We start from the raw sequence: 15,690 nt of genomic DNA, 5'->3' as shown, positions 1-15,690 counted from the left end.
CGCTCCTTCCATCAGACTTGCCGGTCTTCGAGGGAACCTACGTCCGGATTCTTTTACACCGCGGCAGGGACACGACCGGCCGACTTTGTCGCAAATTCCGTGGCCATAGCCCAGCGCGTCATTGTCAGGAAATCCGTAATGCCGCCGCACCACCACGTCGTACACGTACTCGACCTCGGGCGCCGGAGCGGCATGTACACGCGGTGGTGACGACAACAGGAGCCCGGCGATGGCAACTGCGCCGGCGATCAAAGCAGCCAGCGATTTCCAACGCTTCATGGTTGGCGGCTCGAACGTGTGGCCTGCATCGCCACAATTGGGTCCAAAAGTGCACCTTGGTCCACCCGTTGAGCTGATCGGCTTCGCACGGCAGTGGGCATAGATCCAGACGTTAAACTATATAACGGATAAGGTCCAGGTGCGTCACCATAGAAGTACAGGCAGACCACGCCCTGGCCGACCCTGATCGGGATTCCCATCGGTGAGATGGGCCAACGGGTAGGGCTCCGACAGTTGCGCCTACGCCAGATCCTCGGGAGCGCGACGCCCCCGCCTCCTGGTCCGGCGTGTGCAGATAACTCAAGTTGACGCGCCGTGCTGACGCTCAAGATGTGCCGCCCGAAGTGTGGCGCGAACGACTTTGCCTGCACTGTTCAGCGGCAGCTCGGTGACCGAATACCAATACTGTGGAATCTTGAAACCGGCGAGCTTGACCCGGGCGAAAGACCCTAGCTCCTCGGGCCGTGGCGGATGCACCAAATCTGTAGGAACTATGAACGCGGCCAGGGTTTCTCCGAGTCGCGTCTCTGGCACGCCCACGACGCCGACGGCGGCAACCCCGGGGTGGGCGCTGAGCACATTCTCGACTTCCAGCGGATAAACGTTCTCTCCACCGCGAACCACCATGTCGTGCCGACGACCGCAGAGGCGGAGATAACCGTCGGCATCCACCACACCCAGATCACCGGTGCGCAGCCATCCGTCGGCCGCCTGGCCGGAAAGGTGGGCCGCGGCGGCGAACACTTCGCCGATTCCTGCCGGGTCCGGCTCGTCGATCTGCAGGCGAAGGCCGTCCACCGGCCGGCCGACGGTAGACAGAATGTCGCGATCCTTAACCGCGGCCAACCGGTGGTCCGCTGGGCCCAAGCTGGTGATCGGACTGCCCTCGGTTTGGCCGTAGAGGCTGACCATCGCGACGTCGGGCAACACGTCAAGAACGCGTCGCAACGTGTCGACGGTGATCGGCGAGGCACCGTAGATCAATGTCTTCAGCGGAACCGCGTCGAGTAGCCCCTTGCCGAGCAGCATCTCGATCATGGTCGGAACGAGTAGACAGTGGGTGGCACCGAGTTGCTTCAGGCTGTGCCACCAATCGAAGGAGAATCTGTTGGTACAGATAACCGCCGCCCCGGCCGTGAGCGCCACCAGGACGTTGCCCAGTCCCCCAATGTGATGCAGCGGTGAGCCGGTGGCGTAGCGGTCGTCGGGGTCAATCTCGATCAGGCGACGCAAAAGCGTAGCGCGAGCGTCGAGCACTCGCTCAGTGAGTGGAACGGCCTTCGGGAATCCGGTCGTTCCCGCAGTGTGCAGGTAGATCGCCGTGGGACCTGGTTCCGGATGCAACGACCGATCCGACACCGGCAGGAAAGGTATTGTCACCGCCCGTATCCCAACCGCGTCGGCGACCTGCCGGGCAGCCCCGGCGAACTCGGCCTCAACGAGCAGGACTGGCGAGCCGCTCCGACGCACCATTGCGGCCAGCTCTGTCGGAGTCTGCCGCGGCCCAAGTAAAGCGAGCGGTCTGTTGGCGGCGGCGCCGCCCAACAGCAGGGCAAGCGCGCAGGCATTGGTGGTGAGCAACGCGGGGATCGGTTGACCTGCCGGCACGTTGAGGTCGCAGAGCAGGTCCGCGGCCGCGACCGCCTTACCGATCAGTTCGCGTCCACTTACAGAGCCCACTTCGCCGATGACCGCCACGCGTTCACTGCGTTCGTGGACTGCGCAAATCCGCTCGAGCCACGTCATCCGAGTGATTGAACCGGACTGGTCGGGTGGGTATCTCTCAACATCTCTCCTCACCGTTTCACCAAAGCGATAAATAGTTTACTGTTTGTGTGGACTGTACGAAGGAGGCCGTCGCACCGTGCGCATTATCGTCACCGGTGGAAACAGTGGCGTCGGGAAGGCGACCGCGCACGCAATGGCCGCTGCCGGCCACGAAGTGGTCATCGCCTGCCGCTCCTTGACGAAGGCGCACCAAGCCGCAGCGTCGATGCCCGGCGACGTCACGGTGCGCGAGCTGGATCTGGCCGACCTCACCAGCGTGCGCAAGTTCGCCGACACCGTCGACTACGTCGACGTGCTGGTGAACAACGCCGGTGTGTTGGGCTTGCCACTGACTCGGACAGCCGACGGCTTCGAGGCTCACATGGGCATCAATCACCTAGGCCATTTCGCGTTGACGTGCCTGCTCGGCGACCGGATCCGCGACCGGGTCGTGCTGGTGGCCAGCACCAACTACAACACCGCCCGTATGCACTTCGACGACCTCAACTACCACCATCGCCGCTACAACCCGTGGTCGGCGTACGGGGAGTCCAAGCTGGCGAACCTGTTGTTCGTGCGCGAACTGGTCGCCCGCGGCAAGACCGCCTACGCCTCCGATCCCGGCATGACCGACACCGGGATCACCCGCAACGGTTCGGGCGTGTTGCAGTGGGCAGGCCGAGTGCTCTCGCCACATATCGCGCAGAGCCCGGCCGACGGTGCCCGCTCGACCATTCAGGCGATCACCACGACGCTGCCCAACGGCACCTACATCGCGCCGCGCGGCCTGATGCACCAGTGGGGAAAACCAAAGCCCACCACACTCAGACACAAGGCCCGCGACGCGGACAGCGCGCGACGACTCTGGGACATCTCTGCCGAATTGACCGGTTGCGAGTGGCAGGACAGCCATCCATGACCGTTGACCGACTGCTGCCGACACCCGAAGCACGCGAACTGGTTCGACTGGCGGCCGATGTCGCGGACAAGGTGCTTGATCCGATCGTCGATGAGCATGAGAAGAACGAGACCTATCCCGAGGGAGTTTTTGCCACCCTGGGTGAGACCGGGCTGCTGACACTGCCGCACCCGGAGCAGTGGGGCGGTGGCGGGCAACCGTACGAGGTGTACCTACAGGTTCTCGAGGAGTTGGCGGCTCGGTGGGCGGCAGTCGCCGTAGCAGTCAGCGTCCACGTCCTGTCCTGCCATCCGTTGATCGCGTTCGGCACCGACGAACAGCAGCAGGAGTGGCTGCCGACCATGCTGGGTGGTCACACGATTGGCGCCTACAGCTTGTCCGAGCCGCAGGCCGGTTCCGATGCCGCCGCCCTGACCTGCAAGGCCACCGCGACCGACGGTGGTTACCGCGTCAACGGCGCCAAGGCCTGGATCACCCACGGCGGCATAGCCGATTTCTACAGCCTATTCGCCCGCACTGGTGAAGGTGGACAAGGTATTTCGTGCTTTTTGGTCGATAAAGACACCGAAGGACTCACGTTCGGCAAACCCGAGGAGAAGATGGGCTTGCACGCCATTCCGACCACCACGGCGCACTATGACAATGCGCTCGTGTCTGCCCAACGCAGGATCGGCGCCGAAGGGCAGGGCCTGCAGATCGCCTTCAGTGCATTGGATTCCGGACGCCTGGGCATCGCCGCGGTAGCCGTCGGACTGGCGCAGGCAGCCCTCGACGAGGCCGTTTCCTACGCTCAGCAACGAACGACGTTCGGTCGCAAGATCATTGACCATCAGGGCCTGGCTTTCCTGCTGGCGGACATGGCTGCCGCGGTCGACTCCGCGCGTGCCACGTACCTGGACGCGGCGCGGCGCCGCGACGCAGGACTGCCGTACTCGCGCAACGCTTCCGTGGCGAAGCTGATCGCCACCGATGCCGCCATGAAGGTCACCACCGACGCCGTGCAAGTGTTCGGCGGCTACGGCTACACCAGGGATTACCGTGTCGAGCGCTACATGCGCGAAGCCAAGATCACCCAGATCTTCGAGGGCACCAACCAGATTCAGCGGCTGGTGATCGGTCGATCGTTGGTCGGATCATGAACTACCAACGTCCCCAGTTGCGATTGGCGCCCAGCCCTACCGCCGAGTCGCTTGCGTTCTGGACCGGTGGTCGCAACGGCGAATTACTGATCACCCGCTGCCACGGCTGCGGCCACTTCTTTCACCCGCCGGGCCCGGCCTGCTGGCGCTGTCGCAGCACCGACGTTGCACCAGAACCCGTCTCCGGCCGGGCAACAGTCGCGGCATATACGGTGAACCGCCAGAACTGGATTCCTGGTTTCGAACCGCCCTACATCGTGGCGATGGTGGAGCTTGCCGAGGAACCCGATACCCGGTTGATTTCGAATGTGGTCGACGTTGCCCCGGAGGCGATCAGCGTCGGGATGGCCGTCGAGGTGTTCTTTGAAGACTGGACCGCGCTCTCGGGCGAAGAGGACAGCCGGGTGTGGGTGCCGCTGTTCCGGCCGGTCAAGACGAGGTAGTAAGCCGGTCCATCCAAAGGGTCCCAAAACCAGTTCATGCCTTGGGTCCGGTGATAACGTGACAGTCGACTGTCATTGTTGAATCTCACAGATGAGGATTGTGATGACCGGACAAGCCCTGCACGTCACGCTTCAGTCCGCCGAGGACATCACGCCTGCGATTCTGACGTCGCTGTTACGCCGACACGATCCCGAGGCGACGGTCACCCGCGTCACGATTGGGCACACCTGGCAGGGCACTACCTCGCACCTGCACCTCGACGTGGCCTACGCCGATCCGCAAACCCGACTTCCACAGCGGCTCTTCATCAAAACGCAATTGGGAACTGTGCACGACCTGCCGGAGGCGTTCGATGAGTCGCTGTCCGAAGGCGGCGGCGGGACCGTGTTGTACGACGACGAGACGAGGTTCTACCGCGACCTGCGCCCAGACCTGAGCGTCGAGACCATGACGACCTACTTCGCCGACCACCTCGACGGCCCGTCGCAGTTCCTGATCCTCGGAGAGGACATCACACTGCGCGGCGCGCAGGTCCCCGATGCGGTAGCCGGCCTTACTGTCGAGCAGGCCGACGCGCTGCTCGCAACGTTGAGCCAACTGCACGCTCCGTTCTGGGGCAGCCGACGGCTGGCGAACGGCGGCGACCTGTCTTGGTTACAGGACCCCGTCACCGGCGGGTTCGCACACTTTCTGCGCGACAACGGGTTCGCGATAATCCGCGCTCTCGTTGATGCCCCGTACAAGAAGGCGCTGCTCGATGCTGCCGGCACTGACATGGACGGTATGGAGGCCGCTTTCTGGAGACTCCAGGACCGGGTGGCCCGCGAGCCGGTCACGGTGCTGCACGGGGATCCACACCCACGCAACACGTATGTGCTGCCCGACGGCCGAATGGGTCTCCTCGACTGGCAGCTGATTCGGCGCGGCTCGTGGTCACACGACGTCGGCTATGCGTTGATCGCCGCGCTATCCCCGGAGCTTCGGCGGGCCCACGAGCGCGAGTTGCTGGACAACTATCGCGGCCGGCTGCTCGACGCCGGCGTCACCTCGCTACCCGACCGCGAGTCCATGTGGACCGCGTATCGCCAGAGCCCGGCCTGGGGCTTCTGCATGTGGGCGATCGCGCCCGACCAGATGTATTCGGTCGAGGTCGTGGGCGCGGTGCTTGGCCGCTTCGCGGAGGCCTATTACGACCTGGGCACCGGCACGGTGTTGAGCTGACTCCGTGCGGCAGCAGCCGTCAGGTCATGTTCATGCCGGCGTCGAGCATTAGCGTTGTGCCCGTGTAATACCGGCCACTGTCCGAGACGAGGAACAACACCGTCTCCGAGACATCAGACGGTTCGATCACCGTCACCGGTAGGGCGTTAGTCATCGCCTTAGCGAGATGCTCATTCTGGGCGATCACCTCGAACAGCGCCGGATTCTCCACGATCATGGCGGTGTTGACACCGGTCGGTGCGATCGCCATGACACGGATATTTTTGGCTGCCATACGCTGTGCGTAGGCCCTTACCAGTCCAGTGACGCCGATTTTAGCCGCGGCGTACGCATCCGCGCCGCCGCTGCCGTCAGTCAGTGCCTTCAGACCAGCCATCGAGCTGGTGGCGACTATGGCACCGCCGCGATCGGACTTCATCATGTGGGCGCTTGCGATCTGCAGGGTGTTCCACACACCGGTGAGCAGCACGCCGATGCCGAGTTCCCACGCCGCCTCGGGATCAGGCTCGTCGACCCGGTTCAATACGATCCCCGCGTTAGCCACCACCGTATCTATGTAGCCGAATTCTGCGACGCCATCGTCGAAAGCGGCCTGTAGTGTTTTGCGGTCGCGGACATCAGCCTGACGGGCGATCATCCGCTGACCGGTCTTCTCCACCAAGTTGACGGTCTCGTCGAGGTCTTCCGGCGTGGCCATCGCATACAGCACGCCGTCGAGTTGGCGACAGATATCGACACCAACGATATCGGCACCTTCCTCGGCTAACCGGACAGCGTGCGACCGTCCCTGGCCCTTGCCAGCTCCGGTGATGAAGGCGACTCGACCGTCCATTCTGCCCATCTGCCACTCCCAGCCTTTACTTGATGACGAATTCTGGTATGCGATAACCACTTTCGCCGAGATCGACGATGCGTAGCTCAACGTCTTGTCCGATTCGGACGTCGGCGGGATCGACGTCGATGACGGCGTTGATCCGCAAGCCCGGCTGCTCCGCAAGTTCAACCAGCCCGACGACATAGGGAGGCGTACGGCCGGGAACCAGGGCCTGCCGGACGACGATGTAGCTGAAGATCGTGCCGTCACCGCTGACTTCCTCGAAGTGCACGGGACCACCGGTGTACCGGCTGCGTTCCAACGGCGGATGGATCCATTTCCCGGTGTCGTCGCAGCGACACAACATCAACTTACCGTTCTTCAGACCCTCCCAATACGGCGCCGAATCAGGGTCGGGTACCGGAATTGGGGCTACCAGTGCAGGATTCGTCACGGGTGCTCCTTGCTGTAGACGTTCGCACCACCGAAGGGCCCGCCGCCCGCGGTCACCAGTGCCAGTTGAGCGCCCTCGACCTGACGCACACCAGCCGCGTGGCGCAGTTGCAGCGCTGCCTCGTAGTGGTGGTTGAGGCCGTGAATATAGCCCTCGGACAGCAGCCCCCCGTGCGGGTTGACCACCACGTCACCGCCGTAGGTGGCGCGTCCGGTCGAGAAGAACTTGCCCACTTCGCCTTTCTCGCAGAAGCCGAAACCCTCCATGGTCGCCATCACCGTGTACGTGAAGCAGTCGTACATGCAGGCGACATCCATGTCGGCAGGGGTAAGCCCCGTCTTCTCCCAGATCTTCGGTCCTGCTGTGCGCGAGTACATCTCGGTGGGATCGTCCCACTCGCTCCAGCCGGCACCACCCTGTGAATTCGACGATCCGACCAGCCACATCGGGGGCTGCTTGGTGTTGCGGGCGATGTCCTCTCCGACGATCAGCACCGCTACCGCGCCGTCGACCTCCGAAGTGCAGTCCAGTACCCGGAACGGCTCGTTGATCCAGCGCGCCGCCAGATAGTCGTCCATGGTCAGCGGTTCGCGTCTCAGAGCGTGTTCGTTAGGCCCCGCATGATTGCGTTGAGTGATCGCGATGTGCCCCAAATCCTCGCTGGTGGAACCGTACTCATGCTGATGGCGACGGGCCCACATCGCGAACCACTGCGGCGGCACCATGAAACCGGACGCCGTGTCGAACTGGTCGTGGTGCTGCACCTGCATCGGTCCCTCAATATGGCCGAACCGGTAGCCCGAGCGGCCGTTCAGTGACCGGTACACCAGCACGGCCTTGCACATGCCGGCCTCGATTACCGCGGCGGCGGTGGCGATTTGGTCAGCCACGAGATTGCCGCCGCCGTACATGGCGTTGGCCCAAGCCAATTCGTCGATGCCAAGCGCCCATCCGACGAAGATCGGCTGCTCGGAGTCGTTGGCCATGAAGGTGCAGATGCCGTCGACGTCGGCCGGCGTGAGGCCGGCATCAGCGATGGCATCGCGGCAGGCAGCCACGGCCATCCCGCGGGTGGTGCGGCCGGAGTTGCGGGAGTACTCGGTACGACCGATCCCGACGACGGCACAGGTCATGTGGCTCTCCGATCTACTTAGGCGCCGGATCGCGGGGCAGGCCCAGAATGCGCTCCGCGATCAGGTTTCTGACGATTTCCGACGTACCGCCAGCGATAGTCAGGCACCGGCTGAACAGATAGTCGTGCACAACTTCGGGTTCCTCACCGACCAGGATGGCCCGGTCGGCAATCCGCAGCGCCAACTCTGCCACCCGCTGAGCATGCTCAGCCCCGAACAGCTTGGCGATGTTGCCTTCGATCCCGGCCCCGGCGTCGAAGACGGCGCGGGCAGCCTGCCGCAGGTTCAGCGTGGCCAAGGTGTAGGACTCGATCAGCAATGCACCGACCTCGCGGGCAACGCCACTGTCGCCGGGTCGGTGCCGCTCCAACAGATCGATCAAAGCTTCGGCCGTCATGGTGACAGAGCCACCGCCGATCGACACCCGTTCGTTGCCGAACGCCGCCATCGCCACGCTCCAGCCGTCGTTCACGGCGCCGACCACGTCGCGATCGGGCACGAAGACGTCGTCGAAAAAGACTTCGTTGAACAGCGTCTCGCCGGTGATCTCGGTGAGCGGGCGGATCCGCACCGCCGGATCGGAGAGGTCAATGATCATCGCCGTAATGCCCTTGTGCTTACGCGCTTTCGGATCGGTGCGCACGGTGGCCAGCCCGCGTTGGCAATTCACCGCATCACTGGTCCATACCTTTTGACCGCTGACCACCCAGCCGTCGGCGACCCGCGTGGCCTTGGTGGCAACTGCCGCCGCGTCCGAGCCCGCGCCGGGCTCACTAAAGAGTTGGCACCACCGCAGCTCGCCCTCGAGGCTCGGCCAGATCAATCGGTCTACCTGCTCCTTGCTGCCGTGCTGCAGGAGCGTCGGAACCACCCATTCGCCGAGTCCGAGGCTGGGTTTGTCCAACCCATCCAGTGCGTCCTCGATGATCAACTGCTCGACGCTGTCAGCGGCCCGTCCGTACGGCGCGGGCCAGTGCGGTTGCAGATAGCCGCTACGCGCCCAGAGCCGTTGGCGCTCAACGGCGTCGGACGCCTCGAGTTCGGAACGGAAATCCAGGGCGGCCTGCCGATATTGCTCGGCACCCTCGGGTAGGTCCACCGATTGACGCCGGCGCACGCCGTTGAGCTGCAGCGCGATGACCTTGTCCCGCAGTGCATCCTGATCACCGGCGAAGGCCTGCAGGACGGTGGCCCGCCTGATGTAGAGGTGGGCGTCGTGCTCCCACGTATAGCCGATGCCGCCGTGCACTTGCACGTTCTGCAGCGACACCCGCTGATAGGCGGTCAGCGCGTGTCCGGCGGCCATCGTGGCGGCCAGTTCGGCCTCCGCACCGACGGCGCGCGCGGCGTCCCATGTCGCGGCAGTGGCGAGCTCGGTGTCGACAAGCATGTTCGCGCAGTGATGTTTGATCGCCTGGAACGAGCCGATGGGCCTACCGAACTGCTCACGGCCGACGGCGTACGCCGTGGCCATCTCGGTGCAGGCGCCCAAACCGCCGACGGCTTCGGCCGCGGCCAGCAGACGAAGGATCCGCACCGCTACCCCGGCTGCGCCGGGGAAAACCTCGGCGACGTGAACGGAGTCCAGGCTGGCCACGATCACCGGTGCGAGCAGCTGATCCACTGAGTCAATGGTTCGGATGCTGACCCCGTCACCGGCCTGCACCAGGACGAGGTCGTCGCCGGAAGGAAGCAAGAAAAGGTCGGCGGCCGCTTCGGCCAGGGCGGGCACCGCAGCCGCTGAGACCGTCGAATCACGAACGGCGACATCGCTGTTCGTGCCGATACCCGCGACCACGTCACCGGATACCAGGCGCGGCAACCACCGCTCACGCTGCTCGTCGGTCCCTACTTCGGAGATCACCGCGGACACCGCGACCGTGGGAAGAAATGGCCCACCCACCGCGGCGCGACCGAGCTGCTCCAACACAATCGTCAGTTCAGGCAGTCCGTAACCCTGACCGCCGAATCTTTCGTCGATGTGCAGCCCAAGCCACCCGGTGGAGACCATCTCTTTCCAGAGCCCATCGGTCGACCACCACGCACCGCTCTTTTCGCGGTCGAGCAGGATCCGGCGGGCACGCACGGTGCCCGCGCGCCCGGCCACCATCGCGGCCGCGACTTCGGCGAGCGCGCGATGATCTTCGGTTATCGCCAATGGCATTGGCAGCTCTCCGTTCTGGTCACCACGGGTTACCGAAAGCCTCGCGGTAGGTCACCGACGTCGCCGGGCGGCGGCGCGGTGGTGAAAGCTTGCGTGCGGGCAGGCCCACGTAGACCGCGGCCATCGGTATCAGGTTCTGCGGCAGCTGCAGCAGTTCCCGCACACGATCGACACCAAAGGTAGTCAGACCGGTGGTCAGACACGAGCCATATCCCAGGTCGGCAGCGGCAAGCAGCATGTTCTGCACGGCGGGGTAGATCGACGACGGTGCATAGATCTCCGGCACGCGGTCCGTGTCGGCGCACACCACTATGACAACCGGCGCCGCGGCGAAGCCGCCTTTGCTGAAACCGAATTCGAGGTCGGCGACCAGCACCTTGTCTTCGACGCTTTGCTTGACGAAGTCGCCGCCGCCGGCATTCCACGTCTCCGTCCACCAAGACGCGAGAAGTGCACGGTTGCCCTCGTCGCGAACCACGATGAACGTCCAGGGCTGAGAATTCTCCGCGCTCGGCGCGTGCACGCTGGCCGCCAACATCTGCTCGACGTCGGAATCGGGTACTTTGCCGTCCGGGTCGAATCGCCGACACGCCCGCTGGGCGCGAATACCGGCGAGCAGCTCGCCCACTAGCGGTCCGCCTGCACGCGTTCGCCGCGCGGCGTCCATCCCGTGAGCGACACCGTGGTCAGATCAAGCCACTCCCCTAGTGTGAGGGTTCCGGCCATGACACGTTTTAGAAATTCCGCCATGACGACATCGGGCTCGTTGTCCAGCTCGTAGATCACCATGTAACGGTGGGTCGGCGGCGGGAGCTGGGCCGGCAGATCCTCGTCGTCGGGCACCTTCAGTTCGGTGATGTCGTAACGCTGCGCCGCAACCACTCCCGGAACGTCGAGCACCTCCGGTACATGCTGAGCGTCATACCACTTGTTGAAGGCATCATCTTCACCCTCGATCGGGTTGGTGAGCGCTATAAACAGGTTCGGAGCCACGTGACACGCCTTTCGCAACAACCAGGGATTGGACCCACAATATGACAGTCCACTGTCACAGTCAACGTCAGACTCATGGCTCGCCGATGGCGTGACCTGACCGGGCGCCGAACCGGCTGGGTCGGCCGCCGGAACCTTGACGTTTGTCAGTAGACTGCCATAATGGGCGGGCCACGGTCGGGTGCGCGAGAACCATTCAGTCGGCGCTCCGCCCCCGGACCACGAAATCGGAAGGCGCCAGATGAGATTCACGGTTTACCTGCCCAATTGCATGCACGTCGCCGCCATCACGCAGCCCTGGGAACATCAGCTCTCCGGTGCCGACATTGCGCGAGTCGCCCAACACGCCGAGCAGCTGGGTTATTCGATGGTATTTCTGCCAGAGCACTTCCTCACCCCGACGGCTCATCTCGAGTTGTCCGGGGATCATTACTTCGACGCCACCACTGCCCAGGCCTTCGTCGCAGGCGCCACCTCGACGATCACCGTCGGCTCGATGGTCACCATTCTGCCGCTGCACAATCCGATCATCGCCGCGAAGCAGATCGCAACGTTCGACTGGCTCAGTGGCGGTCGCGCTCAGACCACCGTCGGTGTCGGCTGGCTTAAAGAGGAGTACGACGCGATCGGTGTCCCGTTCACCAAGCGCGGCCGCATGGCAGACGAATATCTCGAGGCGATGTTCGAGTTGTGGCATAGCGATTCGCCAAGTTACGACGGTGAATTCGTCAAGTTCGACGACGTCGCGTTCGGGCCCAAGCCGATCTCCACACCGCACCCGACGGTGTGGATGGGCGGAGACGCCGACGCGGTACTGCGCCGGGCGGCCCGGTTCGGAGATGGCTGGGCGCCATGGCTCACCAAGCCCGACGAGCTGCCGGCCAAATTGGATTACCTACGCTCGCAGCCCGGGTTCGACGACCGGCCGTTTTCGGTGTTCTACAGCCTGGCGGTGTTGTCCGTCGGTCAGGAACACGCCATCGTCGACGACCCGAATGCGCAGTTCGGCCAAAGCGCCCAGCAGGTCATCGACAACTGCAACATGCTGGCCGAGCGCGGCGTCACGGACACGTGGGTTAACCCACCAGCGCTGGACGGGCTCAGCGCCTACCTCGACCACATGCAGTGGGTAGCCGAGGAAATCATCCCCAAGGTCGGATGAGCGTTCCGCGACAGCCGCGAGATCTATTGACCCCTCGACGACGGCTTGATGTTCAGCGGCACCGATTGCAGCGACATCGTCCCGGTCGGCCAGGGCATCTGTGGCGGCTTGCCCAGCGCCAGAGTGTATTCGGGAATGCGTGAGTGCCACTCCTCGAGGATGAGCCGTAGTTCGAGACGCGCCAGATGTGAACCCAGACACCGGTGCGGTCCACGCCCGAATGCGAAGTGCACGACCTTGCTGTCGAGATGAATCTGGTCGGCATCCTGGTATCGACGCGGATCGCGGTCGGCGCTGCCATAACTGAGCATGACCGTGGTGTCCTTGGGCACGAACCTGCCCGCCACTTCGACCCCCTCCGTGGTGACACGTGGCGCAAACGGAACAGGACCGTCGACGCGCAAGATTTCTTCGATAAACGCCGGTATGAGCGTGAAGTCATGCGCAACACGCCGGCGCATGTCGTCGTCGGCCGCCAGCCTGGCCAAGGAGAACCCGACGGCGGAGGTGACGGTGTCGAGCCCGGCCAGCACGAACATGAAGCACAGGCCCAGGATCTCGTTGTCCGACATTCCGCCCTCGTCGGTGTCTTGGATCAACTGGGTCAGCATGTCGTTGCCGGTTGCATCGGCGCGCCGCTCGGCGATGTGCTCGGTCAAATAGCTGAACAGTTCCAGCGCATGAGCCATCACCTCCGGGGTCGCTTCGGTGCTACTCGGATCGGTGAACTGCAAGATCGCGTCCTTCCACTTCACCAGCCGGTCGCGGTCGGCCATGGGCAGCCCGAACAGTGTCAAAAACACCTGGGAGGGAAAAGGTGTCGCGAGATCGGGTACCACGTCGCACTCACCGCTCGCGACAATGGCATCGATCAACTCGCCCGCCTGCCTGCGTAGTTCGGGCTCACGCTCGGCCATTTTCTTCGGGCCGAAGAACGGGTCAAGCATTCGGCGGAAGCGGGTGTGATCTGGCGGATCGATCGCGATCGGTACCAACGGAACCGGACTTCCCAGCCGGTCGAAAGCCCGTGCCGACGAGAAGATCTCAGGTTTCTTGGCCGCGAACTCGACGGCCTCGGCACTGGTGAGCACGACCTCCTCGCCAGAACTCACCGCCTCGCCGGCCTCCCGCAGCTCCCGCCAAGCGCGCGTGCGGTCCTCCGCGAAGGGCAGATCGTTGATGTTCAGCGTTCCGGTGATGCCAAGCTCGGTCATTGAGACGAGATCCTCCCTACCCGCGCCGGCTGGCGCTCAAGTAACACTATGACAGTGCACTGTCATATATTGGGAAGTATCGTCGGTATCACCACGAGTGTCAACGATGTGCCGGCACCCGGAGTCGTTGTACTGTCGGGACACCCAGACGGGAAAGGGGATGGCGGATGGCCCGGGGCGACCGATCACCGCGGGACGCGCATGCGGACCGGGTCCGCAATGCGCTGCTGAACGCGGCCCTGAACCTGTTCAGCACCAACGGTTACGACGAGACCACCACGGACCAGATCGCCGAGAGCGTGGGCGTTTCGCCGAGGACCTTCTTCCGCTACTTCCCAACCAAAGAGTCGGTGCTTTTCTTCGGCGAGTACGACTTCATCGACGCCGTGAGCGGGGTCTACCTCGCTCAACCGGAGGAGGCATCAGACTTCGAGGCGTTGGCGAATTCATTCGCGTTGCTTGCACCAGGACTCAAGCGCATCCGTAAACGGATCGCGCAGTATCACGACGCCGTCGCGTCGTCGCTCGTGTTGCTGGGCCGCGAACGCAAAAACCACGAGGCCAACGCCGAGACCGTCGCTCAGGTGATCGCCGAACGACGCCGGATGCCCGCCCCCGACAGCGAATGCCGGCTCTTGGCGGCCGTTGGCATGCTGCTCGTCGAGCGCGCCCTCAATCAGTGGCTTTCGACGCCAGGCCGTTCACTCGACGACCTGATCCGCCAGGAGTTCGCCGCCCTGCCCGCGGTACTGAAGTAGGGCGAGCTAGCGATCGTCGAAACGGGTGCCGTCGGGGCACGCCCGCGGGGTGTCCGGTCCGCAGTACTGCGTGCGCAGATAGCTCGGGTAGGTCTGGGTCGGCCCCGCGTAAAGGCCCGCGAAGTTCACCGGCAGGTCGTACACGCCGATCGCCACCACGTGCAGAAACCCGGTGACCGCGAGCACCCTCAGCAGTCCTCTGGCCCATGGCCCTGCCCACCCCAGCGTCTCCACACCCGCCTCCACCCTGATCTGGCCGGCGCGGTTGCGAAAGAACATCAGCGCTCCGCTGGAGCTGAGCACCAGCGACCACAGGATGGGGCCGTAGAGCGGTATCTGCATCGTCTGACCCGCCCAGAGCGTGACGCCGGGAATCGACGCCGGATAGCCGAGCAGGCCGTGGCGCACCGCAAAGATCTCGAGCGGAAACTCGATGACATACACCGCAAGCCAACCGGTGCAGAAGGTGCGGACGGGCCCCAGCGTCGGCCATCGGTGCCGCGCCCGTCCCATGGTCCACCGGGCGATCGAGCCCATGGCCAGCGGCATCCAGATATAGATCATTCCGATCATCAGCACCGGCTCAGCCATCAATCGACCGTCGGGGCTGAGCCAGCCGGGGATGTTCTGCGTCCAGTTGCCGAAATTGAGCAAGCCGGCGTTATAGAACAGCGCCGGCTGAAACCAGTTGATCAGCGGGTCGTGCCACCATGCGATTGCCGATCCGATCACGATGGCAGCTTCGACGCAGAGTTGACGCTCGCGCACGCTCTTGCGGATAACGTAGCCGATGGCAGCCATCGCCAGTATGGGGCAGGCGATCTGGAAGGCGGTCATCGCCCAGTGGGTGGCCGCGGGGATCGGGTCGGGACCGGGATTCACCCGGGTCGCATTGCCCGACGCGATCCACGAGATATAGACGTAGGCGGCGATTATTACGCACACCGCGCCGAGGCTCGACCAGAACAGCACCGGCCGAATCGTCTTGATCTGCGGAGGCTCGATGGCCGATGGCTCTGCCCGGCTAGAGGACTTCAGATCCGTCACTAGTAGCTCCTTTGGCACGACCTACCAAAGATGACAGTTCACTGTCATAGTGTCAATGTCCGGCATCGGATGCCGGACCGCAACCGGTATGCCGCAGCATTCAAGCCGTCATACAGCGGAGGCACACTCCATCACAGATTCTGGTGACAAACGAAATATAGTCAACTAGGTTACATATGTAG

At 63.8% G+C, this 15,690-nt stretch carries 15 protein-coding genes and 1 pseudogene; 6 read left to right on the top strand and 10 right to left on the bottom strand.

Going from position 1 to position 15,690, the window contains the following annotated elements; translation table 11 throughout:
• A pseudogene (locus AWC17_RS10030) lies at positions 1-279 on the bottom strand (hypothetical protein); the annotation flags it as partial.
• Positions 280-579: 300 nt separating this feature from the next.
• Positions 580-2,025 (bottom strand): class I adenylate-forming enzyme family protein, encoded by a 1,446-nt coding sequence (locus AWC17_RS10025; RefSeq protein ID WP_009953892.1) that lies wholly within the window; start codon positions 2,023-2,025, stop codon positions 580-582.
• 118 nt (positions 2,026-2,143) lie between these two features.
• Between AWC17_RS10025 and AWC17_RS10020 the strand changes: the two genes are divergently transcribed.
• From AWC17_RS10020 to AWC17_RS10005, 4 genes are all read left to right on the top strand, one after another.
• Positions 2,144-2,965 (top strand): SDR family NAD(P)-dependent oxidoreductase, encoded by an 822-nt coding sequence (locus tag AWC17_RS10020; RefSeq protein ID WP_009953891.1) that lies wholly within the window; start codon positions 2,144-2,146, stop codon positions 2,963-2,965.
• Positions 2,962-4,104: an acyl-CoA dehydrogenase family protein gene (locus AWC17_RS10015; protein ID WP_009953890.1), complete on the top strand. Its 1,143-nt coding sequence runs from the start codon at positions 2,962-2,964 to the stop codon at positions 4,102-4,104. Before AWC17_RS10020 ends, AWC17_RS10015 begins: the two co-directional genes overlap by 4 nt.
• Positions 4,101-4,547 (top strand): Zn-ribbon domain-containing OB-fold protein, encoded by a 447-nt coding sequence (locus tag AWC17_RS10010; RefSeq protein ID WP_020188798.1) that lies wholly within the window; start codon positions 4,101-4,103, stop codon positions 4,545-4,547. Before AWC17_RS10015 ends, AWC17_RS10010 begins: the two co-directional genes overlap by 4 nt.
• A 103-nt stretch (positions 4,548-4,650) precedes the next feature.
• The gene (locus AWC17_RS10005; RefSeq protein WP_011724962.1) at positions 4,651-5,769 is read left to right on the top strand and encodes a phosphotransferase; all 1,119 of its coding nucleotides are present in this window, start codon (positions 4,651-4,653) and stop codon (positions 5,767-5,769) included.
• Positions 5,770-5,788: 19 nt separating this feature from the next.
• Here AWC17_RS10005 and AWC17_RS10000 read toward each other — a convergent pair whose 3' ends face one another.
• Genes AWC17_RS10000 through AWC17_RS09975 form a run of 6 tightly spaced genes read right to left on the bottom strand, consistent with a single transcriptional unit; the run spans position 5,789 to position 11,327 of the window.
• Positions 5,789-6,610, bottom strand: coding sequence for a mycofactocin-coupled SDR family oxidoreductase (locus AWC17_RS10000; protein ID WP_011724961.1), 822 nt, complete (start codon positions 6,608-6,610; stop codon positions 5,789-5,791).
• Between the two features lie 16 nt (positions 6,611-6,626).
• Positions 6,627-7,037, bottom strand: coding sequence for a Zn-ribbon domain-containing OB-fold protein (locus AWC17_RS09995; RefSeq protein WP_033722650.1), 411 nt, complete (start codon positions 7,035-7,037; stop codon positions 6,627-6,629).
• Complete coding sequence (locus tag AWC17_RS09990; RefSeq protein ID WP_009953884.1) at positions 7,034-8,170, bottom strand: thiolase C-terminal domain-containing protein; 1,137 nt, start codon at positions 8,168-8,170, stop codon at positions 7,034-7,036. Before AWC17_RS09990 ends, AWC17_RS09995 begins: the two co-directional genes overlap by 4 nt.
• Positions 8,171-8,183: 13 nt before the next feature.
• A complete protein-coding gene (locus AWC17_RS09985) occupies positions 8,184-10,334 on the bottom strand; it encodes an acyl-CoA dehydrogenase family protein (RefSeq protein ID WP_011724959.1) in 2,151 nt (716 codons plus the stop codon).
• Positions 10,335-10,353: 19 nt separating this feature from the next.
• Positions 10,354-10,962, bottom strand: a complete 609-nt coding sequence (locus tag AWC17_RS09980) for a nitroreductase family protein (protein ID WP_047322056.1) — start codon at positions 10,960-10,962, stop codon at positions 10,354-10,356.
• Positions 10,962-11,327, bottom strand: coding sequence for a DUF4286 family protein (locus AWC17_RS09975; RefSeq protein WP_009953881.1), 366 nt, complete (start codon positions 11,325-11,327; stop codon positions 10,962-10,964). The genes AWC17_RS09980 and AWC17_RS09975 overlap by 1 nt, the downstream gene beginning before the upstream one ends.
• A gap of 241 nt (positions 11,328-11,568) precedes the next feature.
• Between AWC17_RS09975 and AWC17_RS09970 the strand changes: the two genes are divergently transcribed.
• A complete protein-coding gene (locus AWC17_RS09970) occupies positions 11,569-12,489 on the top strand; it encodes a TIGR03619 family F420-dependent LLM class oxidoreductase (RefSeq protein WP_011724957.1) in 921 nt (306 codons plus the stop codon).
• 23 nt (positions 12,490-12,512) lie between these two features.
• On the opposite strand, the gene AWC17_RS09965 is transcribed toward AWC17_RS09970, so the two are convergent.
• Complete coding sequence (locus AWC17_RS09965; protein WP_011724956.1) at positions 12,513-13,703, bottom strand: cytochrome P450; 1,191 nt, start codon at positions 13,701-13,703, stop codon at positions 12,513-12,515.
• Positions 13,704-13,870: 167 nt separating this feature from the next.
• Between AWC17_RS09965 and AWC17_RS09960 the strand changes: the two genes are divergently transcribed.
• Complete coding sequence (locus AWC17_RS09960) at positions 13,871-14,461, top strand: TetR family transcriptional regulator (RefSeq protein ID WP_011724955.1); 591 nt, start codon at positions 13,871-13,873, stop codon at positions 14,459-14,461.
• A gap of 6 nt (positions 14,462-14,467) precedes the next feature.
• Here the strand turns inward: AWC17_RS09960 and AWC17_RS09955 are convergent, their stop codons facing one another.
• On the bottom strand, positions 14,468-15,508 hold the full coding sequence (locus AWC17_RS09955; protein WP_011724954.1) for a spirocyclase AveC family protein: 1,041 nt from the start codon (positions 15,506-15,508) through the stop codon (positions 14,468-14,470).
• Between the last annotated feature and the right edge of the window lie 182 nt (positions 15,509-15,690).

It is taken from the genome of Mycobacterium nebraskense, assembly GCF_002102255.1.
Taxonomy (GTDB): Bacteria; Actinomycetota; Actinomycetes; order Mycobacteriales; family Mycobacteriaceae; genus Mycobacterium; species Mycobacterium nebraskense.
The sequence above is the reverse complement of the archived record's forward strand: the minus strand, read 5'-3'. Positions and strand labels throughout refer to the sequence as shown.